We start from the raw sequence: 13,342 nt of genomic DNA, 5'->3' as shown, positions 1-13,342 counted from the left end.
TCCCTATTCTTATGCCTATTTCGGCGATGCCACGCAGCCTTCCTACGATATCGACAGTCTCCAGCAGTACATGCGGATCAACACCATAGGTATGATACCCTACTGCTCCTACCGCCCGCCGCAAGTGGCAATCGATATTGCCCAGCGCAATTTTACTACTCCGGTCGAGATGCACAATGCAAAACCTTTTTATCATCTCGACAACAATAATTATGCCTACTGGCGGGGCAATTCTCCTGAAAGCAGGCGGTTCGAATTCGAAACACTCTTTCTCGAAAAGAACTATACCCTCAGCAGCCTGGCAACCTACCGTCCCGACGGTCAGAATGTCGGTTGTTTCTCTGAACAGAGTGTCTGGCGTCTGGGTGTAAAAGGGACCAATGTCGGGGCACTCCAGATATTCGGCAACGTGGGAACAACCGACCTTCTCAGTGGCCGTCACCCGAAAGAAGAAATCGGACAGTACCGTAATGTCATGATGCGCCTTGTTAAGGATGCTTCACCGGTGTGGGTCTGTTTTCCCGAACGTGTCAACTGCACTTTCGACGGCTCGATTGCCTTTGCAGATTGCGGCAACGGCGTGTATGTCGCCTGCATCCCTTTCAACAGCACGGGCAATTCCTCAGAGACCTATCCCCGCGATGAAGATTACGACCGGTTTATGTGGACATTTGCCGCCGGACAACTCGGAGCAGTTATTATGGAAGTCGGGACGCAGGAAGAACACGGCAGCTATGCTGATTTTATCAATTCGATCAAAACCGGCACAACCCTTTATTCTCCTGCAACCGATCGGGTCGAATACATTTCGACAAGCGGCAAATCCCTGAAAATGGAGTTTATGCCGCTCACCACCTATACCTATCAGGATAAAGAGTCGTCACCACAAGTCATTACCGAAGCCGGCGTCGTTCCAAAAGTATGGTGCGACGGCAAACTCGTTGACTATTCGAAATGGAAGACTTACCATGTGATATCGGGCGAACCGATCGTCGAACAGGAATGGGAAAGCGGTGTCATGACGGCACAGGCCAACGGGCAGGGACTCCAGATTATTGTCGATACCGCCACGGCCGATGTCACCTACCGGCATTTCAGCACCGACGCCCTTCGGATCATGCCGATTGGAAGTTCATCCTCGCACGCAGAAGAACTGCAAAACACTTATCGCTATCACCTTTACACCATGCTCCAGAGCGGCGGATATGATTTTGATTTTGTGGGAAGTCACGATACGCTCCATCTCTCCCCTACTCCCATCGATTCTCTCCCCGATCCCGATCACGAGTGCCGTTGGCACCGGCGGGCCGATCAGTTTCTGCCTCATATCGGCGACCGGGCACGAGCTGCTCAACCTGATGTCGCATTGATCCATCTTGGCTTTGTTGATCTTCTGGCCGATCAGAACGATGTGGACAATACGGTTGCCGAAATCGGCGCGATAATCGACTCGCTCCGTTCGGTTAATCCGACAATCGCCGTGCTGCTTGCTCAGATTATCCCCATGCCCGCTCCCTACGATCCCACACTTCTCAACACGCACATAGCATCACTGGCGTCGAGTAAGTCAACAGCCCATTCTCCGGTTACTCTTGTCGACCAGTATTCCGACATGATTCATCCCGACGATTACGCTCCCTGCGGCAGCGTCACCAATCCTTCGGGGGCACAGAAAATGGCCACTCGATGGTATAATGCCTTAACATCGATTTTTACCGAGACTATTCCCCGGATCGCCGTTACTGCACCATCCCAGGGCGATATTATTATGCCTGGTGTCGATATCCCGGTTGCCGCCAAGGTGTTCAGTAGAAACGATATCGCTAAAGTCGAATTTTATCTTGATTCTGTAAAACTCGGTGAAGATACCGAAGCACCCTACCAATGGATTATTTCCGACTTGACCGCAGGCGCCTATACCGTAACGGCAAAGGCAATTGATGTTAATCTGAACGAAGGAATGTCTGAAACAATACCATTCGAAGTCGGCAATCTCCCTCCGGGAATTACCATTACTTCTCCCCTCGATCGAAGCTGGTATACCGCTCCTGCCGATGTTACCATTACGATCGACGCTTTCGATACCGACGGCTTTGTATCGGAAGTTGACTTATACGAAGACGGGAGTCTCCTTGCTCACATGTCCGGAGAACCATACTCCTTTGCGTGGAACGCCTCTACCCCGGGCGCCTATGCGTTTTTTGGAACAGCAACCGACAATGAGGGAAGGACAACCCTTTCCGATACCACCCGGATCAAAGTGTATGAGCCGGGGATCCGCCCTTTCCTTGAAATCGGCGGCGTTTGCATTGTTGAAGCCGAAAATTTTTCCTATCATAATATCCGGGGAGACGACGCCCGGTGGGCCTCCACTGCCGATGCCGACTGTGCAAACGGGACCTGTATGCTTGCCGAAAATTCTTCCACCGGAAACGGCACGAACGACACGGGTTGCGAGATGGTCTATGAAATTCAGATTACCACGCCTGGATACTACTTCCTCTCCGCCCGTCGTAATGCGCCGTCATCCAACGACGACTCCGCGCTTCTGGGCATTGACGGCAGTCCGTTTGGTGGAAGGATTATCGAATGGCAATCCAGCGGATGGCAGTGGTGCCAATCATACTCCATCGGCTATCTCTCCAAAGGGGCCCATTCAATTCATATCCGCCGCCGCGAAGACGGCCTTGCAATCGACCGGATCATGATTGCCCAAAACATTGCCGACCTTCCCCTCCAAGGCGCTACCGAAATCGGCGGAGCCGAAAGCCCCTATGCCGGCGGCGCCGACCCCGTCGCCCACGCCGGTGATGATCGGGCTGTTGATATCGGCGCAGTTGTCACCCTTGACGGCAGTCTTTCGATTGATCCGGAACCGGGACCGCAACCACTCGGTTATTTTTGGCGGCAAATCGGCGGGCCCACGGCAACACTCTCGGATACAAATGCGCTACAGCCGACATTCACGGCTTCACAGCATGGAAGCTATGTTTTTGAACTCGAAGTCTCCGACGGCACAACATCATCGACCGATAAGGTAACCGTAAATGTCCGGGTTACCGTAACCCCGGGATCCGAATCCGCCGACTTTGTTGTACCCACACTTTCAACCAGTTACTATATCCTCTGGGCCGACAGCAGTCAGAATGCCACGTATATGGCAACCGGCAACAATGGGACCGTCAACCGTTCGTACAATACAATCACCCTCGATAACGGCTATATCGAGGTAGACATATCGCCGGACCTCGGCATGCGTATCCTCCGTGCAGTTGACAAATCGGTTTTGCCGCACCGGGAGATGTTTGCCGAGTATTCCAATCCGGCTAATCCAGCACCTTTTGCGCAGAATTTCGGCGGTATCAAGCCGAGTTTTCCCTATGTCGAGAATTCCACCGGGATGATCGATATCAACGGCGAACTTGCTTATAAAGCAGGTTACTATATCGAAAATAAAGCCGACGGCAGCGTTGATGTTGTCATGAACATGCGGTTCGAACAGCATCAGAATGAAGAAGATGCGGGGTTCCTGGGCAAGTATGGTGATAAAAATCTTACCTGTATCGTCACCCTCGAACCCGGCCATTCCGATTTCAAGGTAAAATATGTTGCCGAAAATCCCAATCCCCTGCGAAGAAACGATCGTATCTGGACCAACGCCTGCTATCCGAATGTGTATGATGCCGGTGGACAATGGCTTTTCCCCACCAAATGGGCGGTAGGCCATTTTGCTGAGATTACCTGGGATATCGAAAATGAAGGCCCCCTGGATAATCCCGCGGAGCCGCTCGAACAGTACGGTTCCTATTTTGCTCTCAATCCGGAGTATCCCTTTGCCGGAACCTGGTATCCAGCCTCCGACGCCAACCATATCCGGGTAACCGATCCGGTAAAATATCCCGGAGCAAAAATCTACAATCACAGCAATAACCAGCCACCCTACGAATTATGGGGATCAACAAATAATATATTCGAAGCACCTGAAGATTTTGTTAACTCCTTTGAGACAAACGACCTCGAACACCGATACTACCTGGCTCGGGATATTGGTGTAGCCGAATATGCCAACGAGCATATTGCTGTCGGTATTGATGCCGGGACATTCAAACTGACCGCACCTTACGATAACGTAATCACCATCTACGACTACAATCAGTCAACAGCTCCCATTCTGGAAAACCAACTCGTGGGTCCCGGCATAATCCTTACCGGTTCATTCAGTCAGGGATTACGTATCGTTACGGATGAAGGAGTCGAATTGTGCAATGTGCAACTACCGCTTGTATTTCAGGACAACAGCAGCGATTACGACAGTATTCTCGCAAGTGCTCAACAGTCGGATCTGGAGTACTATCAAATACTGGATGCATCCCACGGACTCAACTATGAACTCGAAGACGTTCCCGGAAAGACACGGGTCGTCAGCAGTCTGGCTTCAATTCTTTCGGTTGATAATATTACTTCAGCCGATAATCCCGACATTCTTGTTTCCATGGCAAATACGGCATACCGTCACGGCGCCTTTGATGTTGTTGCCCGTTATATCGATTCTATCGGTACGCGGCGCCTCCAGGCAACCAACTATCTCCAGGCGCTCATGGATCTCGAGACGACCGGCAGTGGTGATTTCAGCAATACCCCAATCGAAGGCAACTACTTTAAAGCCTTGCAGCATATCAGGAGCGGTAATCCCGGTCTTGCGATACCGCTGCTCGATTCCCTTGTAACGCAAAAACCCCGTGCAATCCGCCCACGCCTTCTTCGGGCCTATCTCAACAATGATATAAACGACGCCCTTGCGGTTGTAAATATCAATCCCGGTTCGATTGAAACCTGGACTGTGCTCAATGAACTCGGGTATGCCGGTGCAGCAGACAAATTAAACGGCCTTCTCAACCAGAATGAGCATGCCGCCTATCGTATGAACGATTTTTTAGATGAAATACAAAACGGCAACTGGCGCCACGAAAGACGGTTCGAATATATCAACACCTGGTGGGAAAATATCGCCACAACCATGCCGGAGTTTCCAGCGAACTTGCGGTATGTCCCCTCAGGTGTCAATCAACCGCCGACCGTAAGCCTGACATCACCGACGAGTTACGACCATTTCGGTGAGAATTCCGATATCAATATCACCGCTACCGCCGATGATATCGACGGCTCTGTTTCGGCAGTTGAATTCTACGAAGGCGCAACGCTTCTTGGTTCCGACAACACCGAACCATATTCATTCACCATGACATCGGTACCTTCGGGAAGTTATACCCTCACCGCTGTTGCGATCGACAATCAGAATGATTCGGCTGGCTCCGAACCGGTTTATATCACCGTGGGTACGATTCAATCAGGCCTCTTTGAGGAACAATTCGGTGTATGTGTGATGGAAGCCGAGCATGCTCAGCGGGTTGATCAACGAACCGATGTCACCAACTGGGTCGGCTCTACAGTGGTCGGGGAATTTGCCGGAGACGGTTATATGGAAGTTCTCGACGGGACCGGTGGTGGTACCAATACCTGGGATTCCAACTGCGAGCTTGCCTATGATGTGTACATTTCCATGCCCGGGACCTATCGCATTGCCGTCCGGTATCGCGCTCCCGACGGCACAAGTAATTCAGCGAAATATGGTATTGACGGTGTTGTCGCGAATGAATCTGATTTCTGGGAAATGGGAACCACCTGGCGGTGGTTTCATGGAGCAAACCCGCTCGGCTATCTCGACGCCGGTCCTCATACCGTGCAGATCCGCCGTCGTGAAGACGGATGGCAGGTCGACCGGGTAATGATCGCAATCAACGCAACCGACTTTCCCGCTCACCTGTCTGATGTCGAAGGTCCTGCCGAGAGCCCCTTAACAAGAGGCGCCAATGAACTTCCGGTTGTCTCTTTGAGTTCACCTGCCGACGGAAGTACTTTCAAGGAACCTGCGGATATCACGATTACCGCCGATGCATCGGATACCGACGGTTCGGTCACTGTGGTGGAATTCTACCACGGGGTCACAAAAATCGGTGAGGATGCTACCGCTCCCTACGAATATGCCTGGAACAGTATTGCCGCAGGAAATTATTCCCTCACGGCAAAGGCGATCGACAATTCGGGTGGAGATTCGATTTCGGTCGCAGTCACCATATCGGTTGTTGAAAATCAGCCGCCGGCGTTATCGCTCACCTCACCTGCCGAAGGTGCTTCCTTTGATGAAGGCGCTGATGTTGTTATCACGACCGACGCATCGGATACCGACGGCAGCATAAGTCTTGTCGAGTTTTTTCAGGGCGCCGTCAAGCTGGGTGAAGACCTTACCGCTCCCTATGAATATATCTGGAAGTCCCCACCCGAAGGCGTCTATTCACTTACTGCAGTAGCTACCGACAACGATGGCGCCGCAACAACATCAGGTGCAGTAAACATTTCCGTTGTTGCAAACCAACCACCGACTGCAACGATCACCGCCCCCTCCGACGGCGCTTCATTTACACTGGGAACCAACATCATAATCACCGCCGACGCTACCGACAACGACGGCAGCATCACCCTGGTGGAATTTTTTCAGGGCGGAACAAAACTCGGTGACGACACCACCGCTCCCTACGAATATACCTGGGTCTCGCCACCACTCGGCGCCTATTCGATCACGGCCGTTGCCACCGACGACAAGGGGGCAACAACAGCATCATCGCCGATATCCATATCGGTCAATGAGACGGCAATAACCGGCCCGAAACTCGCCGGAGGTTTAGTTGATAGCGTGGGAGAATCCTGGATTACAATCCCGCTCCCCTATTCCTATGATTCCATGGTGGTGGTCTGTACCCCTGTCTATGACAACAGTCATGCTCCTGCAGTCGTACGTGTGCGCAATGCTGTTGACAACAGTTTTGATATCCGCATGATGCCGGTGGGAGGACCTGGAGGATCATCAATCGATGTGTACTATCTTGTCGCCGAGACAGGCGTTTATACCGAGGCTTCCGACGGTATCACCATGGAAGCAGTCAAGGTTACTTCGACACGCACCGACTACAAAGGCTCCTGGGTTGGCCGGCAGATGTCCTACGGGCAATCATACTCGAGTCCAGTTGTTGTCGGCCAGGTGATGAGCTATAATGACGGCAGATGGAGCGTGTTCTGGTGCCGCGGCAGTTCTTCGGGTAATCCGCCGTCAACAACCGATCTCTTTGTGGGCAAAATGGTTGGTGAAGATCCCGACAGGACCCGCAGCGATGAAACGATCGGCTATATTGTTTTCGAGTCGGGCGCCTGGAACCAGACTGGTATCAGTATCAATGCCTCGCTGGGTGCAGACATCCTGCAGGGTATGACCAACACTCCTCCCTATACTTACTCCCACAGCATGACAACTACGAATGGCGCCGTCGTGTCGCAAGCTGCAATGGACGGGGGTGACGGCGCCTGGGCGGTATTGTATGGAAATAATCCAGTCTCATCATCATCGATCGAAATCGGCCTGGATGAAGATATCCTGAATGACACCGAGCGTGGCCATACCACCGAGCAGGCAGGATATGTTGTTTTTGAAAGCGCACCGGCAAATATTCTTCCCCTTGTCTCGATAACGGTCCCTTCCGCGGGGGCCGCGTACAAGGAAACTGCAGACATTCTTATCACCGCCGACGCCACCGATGAAGACGGTACGATCAGTATGGTGGAATTCTTTGAAGGCGCTACCAGGATCGGTGAAGACAATACTGCGCCCTTTGAAATAATCTGGTCCGGCCATCCATTGGGTGATTATTCATTGACTGCCGTTGCTGTCGACAACAGCGGCGGCACTGCGACATCGGAACCGGTACCGGTTTCGATTGTCGACAACCTTCCCCCGGAAGTTTCTTTAACCTCGCCGGCCGGCGGTGCGGAATTTGATGAAGGCACGGACATCGTTATAGCCGCCACGGCGTCCGATATCGACGGAAGTATTGACAGGGTGGCATTTTTCGACGGCGCCGATAAACTTGGCGAAGACTTTTCGGCGCCTTACGAATTCACCCTTTCATCCGTACTTCCGGATGTTTTCGAAATCACCGCTCTTGCCTTTGATAATGAAGGCGATTCTGCAATATCAGACACCGTTACCATCACCATTCATTCGACTGATCCACGGCTTACCGGAGGCATTGTAACCAGTGTCGAAAGCGCATGGCAGACAGTCACCCTTCCCAACACCTACACATCGATGGTAGTGGTCTGTACGCCGGTATACGATGCCGGCCATAAACCTTCTATTGTCAGAATAAGAAATGCCGTAGCCGACAGTTTTGATGTTCGGGTCGACGCCACCGACGGGGGAACTGTTTCACCGGTTGATGTTTACTATTTCGTTGCAGAAGAAGGCGTTTACAATAGTGCTGAGCACGGCGTCACCATGGAAGCCCGCACAATGCTTTCGACCAGCACCGATGAAAATAACTCCTGGGTTGGCAAAACAATCTCCTATTCCCAGGGGTATACCAATCCCGTAGTCGTCGGCCAGGTAATGACTTGTAACGACAGCCGCTTTTCGGTGTTCTGGAGCCGGGGTAATTCGGTTACCGATCCTCCGTCAAGCTCATCAATCAGCATCGGAAAAACTGTCTGTGAAGATGATATAGTTACGCGAAATAATGAGACACTCGGCTATATCGTTCTAGAATCCGGCAGCTACTCATTGGACGATATCACGATCGAAACGGCCCTCGGTAATGACGTCATATTCGGAATCGCCGATTCACCCCCCTACAGCTACAGTCACGGCGTCGCTAATCCTGCTGGAGCGGTCACCGTACTTTCGGGTATGGACGGCAATAACGGCGGATGGGCGGTCCTTTACGGAAGTAACCCTGTTACATCAACATCGATCAACCTGGCCATCGATGAAGACCAGGAATCCGACATCGAACGGAACCATACCAGTGAACAGGTTGGTTATGTTGTTTTTGAAATCAACCGGACCAATGAACCTCCAACTGTGGGCATAAGCTCACCGACCGGCGGCGCCTCCTTTGATGAAGGGCAGGATGTAATAATTGCCGCCGACGCTTCAGACACCGACGGCGCCATTGCACAGGTGGAATTCTTCATCGATACCACCTCGCTGGGAATCGATACCACTGTTCCCTACCAGCTCCAATGGTTTTCCCCGGCATCGGGCGCTTATGCCCTTACCGCCGTGGCAACCGACAATGACGGCGACAGCGCAATATCCGCGCCAATCAACATCACGGTCGTCGCCAACCAGCCGCCAGCAATCGAACTGACCTCCCCCCATGATAATACATCATTCAAAGAGGGAAGCGATGTAAGTCTCAATGCTGCCGCCTTGGACACCGACGGCGCCATTGCACAGGTGGAATTCTTCATCGATACTCTCTCCCTGGGAATCGACACCATCGCCCCCTACGAATTGACCTGGACATCACCGGCAATCGGCAGCTATTCTCTTTCGGCAACCGCTACCGATGATGATGAAGCAACAACCACCTCGCCGGGAATCACCATCACAATTCTTGCGAACCAGCCGCCAATAGTCGACCTTACCGCCCCATCCGACAGTGTCTCCGTTATCCACGGAAACGATATTACCTTGACTGCAACGGCAATCGACAGCGACGGCGCCATTTCGGCGGTCGAATTTTTTCAGGGAGCACAATCTCTTGGTATCGACACGATTTCACCCTACGAATTCACCTGGGTTTCTCCCCCGACCGGGACCTATGAGCTTACGGCTCTGGCAACCGACAACGACAATGCTACTACAGTATCGTCCATTGTTACCGTATCGATTGTAGCAAATCAATTACCCACAGCAGACGCCGGCCGGCAAATGACTGTTCTCGATTCAGATCTGAACGGTTCGGAAACTGTTATGCTCGATGGAAGTGGTTCCCGTGATAATGACGGTTCCATTCAATCATACCGGTGGGAAAATGCAGGTGTGGAAATCGCCAACGGCATAAACCCTGCTGTCAATCTTTCGGCAGGCATTCATATTCTAACGCTTATTGTAACTGATGACCTCGGCGGGTCGGACAGCGACAAGGTTGCGGTTACCGTGAGCGACCGCCTTGATGAAAATATCGAATTCCCCTCAGATGCAGGGGTTATCGACGTTACCCTGCCGCCCTATAACGCTGTTCCCGACGGGGAAACTGATGTGACCGCGGCAATCAATCAGGCGCTGGCGGATTATCCCAACGGTAACAGGATAATCTATCTGCCCAACGGCATTTACCATATTTCGGATACCCTTCGATGGCCCCTCGGCGCCGATGAAAGCACACGAGAAAAGCGGACCATTCTCCAAGGTCAATGCAGCGAATATACGATTATCCGACTCCGCGACAATTGCCCCCCATACGCGGACACGGCTGCTCCCCGGCCGGTCCTTTTCACCGGGACCAAACCTGCGCAGCGGTTCCGGAATTCGATCCGCAACCTGACAGTCAATATCGGTTCCGGCAATCCAGGCGCCGAGGGTATCCAGTACAACGCAAGTAATCAGGGATCGATTCGATCGGTAAAAATTATCTCTGAAGACGGCCGCGGACGGATCGGGCTTAATTTGTCTTTCACCAGCGAAATCGGCCCCTGCCTGATTAAGGATGTTCTCATTGACGGTTTCGATCGCGGTGTTGAAACAGGTTGTCCGGTCAACAGCCAGGTATTTGAAAACCTCACGCTTCAAAACCAGAACCAATATGGCTTTGTTAATTTCCAACAATGTGTAAGCATCAAGGGCCTGACAAGTTTCAATGAAGTTCCCGTGCTCTGGAACCGGAATACTATGGGCCATGTCGTGCTCATTGACGCCCAACTCACCGGTACCGGAGCGGCGTCGACCCTCCCGGCAATAATCAACGATGAAACATTCTTTGGACGGAACATAACTGTTGACGGTTATGCACTATCGATAGACAACAATAACGGGACAACTCCCGATGCCGTCGAAAACGTGGTAAGTGAATATGTGTCCCACGAAGTCAGCACACTTTTTGATGGAGCAGCGCAGTCGCTCAACCTGCCGATGAAAGAAACGCCGACCGTGCCGTGGGACAGCCTCAGCGAGTGGGCCAATCCGGTCGCCTATGGTGCGGACAGTACCGGCGCTACGGATGCAACTGCTGCAATCCAGCAAGCGATCGATGCCGGTCATACAACCATCTACTTTCCCAATGGTACGTTCAGGGTTGACGACGCCGTTTATATTCGCAATGAAGTACGTCGTTTGATCGGCTGTGAAGGAAGATTTGTGGGAAGCGGTAAATTTATTGTCGACAGCGGCACAGCACCGGTGGTGGTATTCGAACGATTTTACTGTATCGGCACCGATCTCCAAATCGAACACGCCTCTTCACGCGCCCTGGTCCTCAGCAGTTGCATGCTTCCAACCTTCATTGCCGTTGACGCCGGTGAGGTGTACATGGAAGATGTCTATGCCTCCCCGGTAAGGGTAACAAACACAAACCTCTGGGCCCGTCAACTCAACTCCGAGGTTGACTATACTAAAATTGTCAATGACGGCGGCAACCTGTGGATACTGGGTTTGAAAACCGAGCGCAAAGGCGCCTTGATTGATACGCGCAATGGAGGTTCGACCGAGTTGCTCGGTGGTTTCTGCTATTCCACCGGAAGCGATCCGAAAACCATGCCTATGTTTATCAACCATGAATCGGAATTCTCCGCTTCAATCGGTGAAATAGTGTGGGGTGATAATACCTGCTTTGATACGCTGGTAAAAGAAACCCACAATGGAATCACCAGAAAGCTTTTGAAGGACGATGTTCCGGCCCGTGATTCAGCTTCGGTCATCCCTCTCTATGTCGGCACTCCACCGGATTCCCCCATTGTTGATTTCAGCGCAGACCAGACCAGCGGATTTGCGCCACATACCGTTATTTTTTCTGCAACCATACGTGGCGGCCCGGTTGACACACTGAAATGGGATTTTAGTGATGGGACAACCGACACCGGATCCGTCGTTTCCCATACCTATACCGCAAACGGATTATATACTGTTTCGCTTACTGCAGTCGGCGCTGGTGGGACGGTTATCGAAAGCAAGACCGATTACATTACTGTACACACGAATTCAGCGCCAACCGTGACGATTATGTATCCCGGCGACGGGGCTGTTTTTAATGATCCGTCAAATATCACGATCACTGCCGATGCATCCGATAATGACGGTGTTGTCGGATGTGTCGAATTTTATGAAGGGGCCAATAAACTCGGAGAAGATACAATCGCTCCCTTTGAGTTTACCTGGATTTCACCGGATCAGGGAAGCTATTCGCTTACTGCTGTGGCGATCGATGACGATAACGCGAAGACAACCTCTGACGCGGTATCCATTACCGTGGGAACAAACGTTCTTCCGGAAGTGACAATTATTACGCCGATCGACAACAGTTTTACAACACCCCGCAACAATCTGACGATCGGCGCCGATGCTTTTGACGGCGACGGCAGCGTCGAAAAGGTCGAATTTTTTGCAAACGGCATATCTCTGGGCGCCGATAATACTTCACCCTATGAGATTGTCTGGCATAAAATTCCCATGGGAGTTCATTCACTTGCCGCGGTTGCCACCGACAATACCGGCGGAAGCAGTGAATCGGTACCGGTGACGGTGACGGCGGAATGGCGAATCATGCCAATCGGTAATTCCATCACCGAAGGTAATGGCGGTGATCCGACCTACCGGTATTTCCTCTGGCAGGACCTTGTTACCAACGGCTATAACGTCAACCTTGTCGGCACCAACTACGGCACCAAAGACGGTCCCTCGTCCTATGATTTCGACCAGGACCATCAGGGAACATGGGGCATCAAGTCGGATGAAGCTCTTCAGTTGATCGGCGATCAGGCCGGGGCAACCACGCCCGATATGGTGCTTATCCATCTTGGAACAAACGATATCGGTCATGATAACGATATCGCAGGCATGACCGCAGAACAATGCGCCCATAACACGTCACTCGAACTCATGGACATTATCGACGCCCTTCGAAGTGTCAACCCCGAGGTGGTTGTTTTTCTTGCGCAGATTATTCCTGCTTATTTCGATTCGTGGGTGGTGGTATTGAATGATTCAATCGCAAAATACGGTGCTGAAAAGAGCACTGCCCAATCGCCGGTTGTCGTGGTCGATCAGCATTCGGCTCTGACCTACATGGATGACTATGCCGACGGCCTTCATCCGAACCAGTCGGGTCAGGAAAAGATGGGCCACACCTGGTTTGCCGCAATCCAGGAGTATTTCGCCCTGGAGCCGCGCATTGTTCCGGCAGGGGGAACCTTTACCGATTCGGTAACGGTTTCCGTAACCGGTTCAACACCCGAT

1 protein-coding gene is annotated in these 13,342 nt (G+C 52.0%); it reads left to right on the top strand.

The window, feature by feature from the left end:
• Positions 1-13,342: DUF5107 domain-containing protein (locus GF401_00660; protein ID MBD3343555.1), on the top strand; the 13,342-nt coding region annotated here is incomplete at both ends.

This window comes from Chitinivibrionales bacterium (assembly GCA_014728215.1).
Taxonomy (GTDB): domain Bacteria; phylum Fibrobacterota; class Chitinivibrionia; order Chitinivibrionales; family WJKA01; genus WJKA01.
Note: the sequence above shows the minus strand (reverse complement) of the source record. Positions and strands in the feature narration are given on the sequence as shown.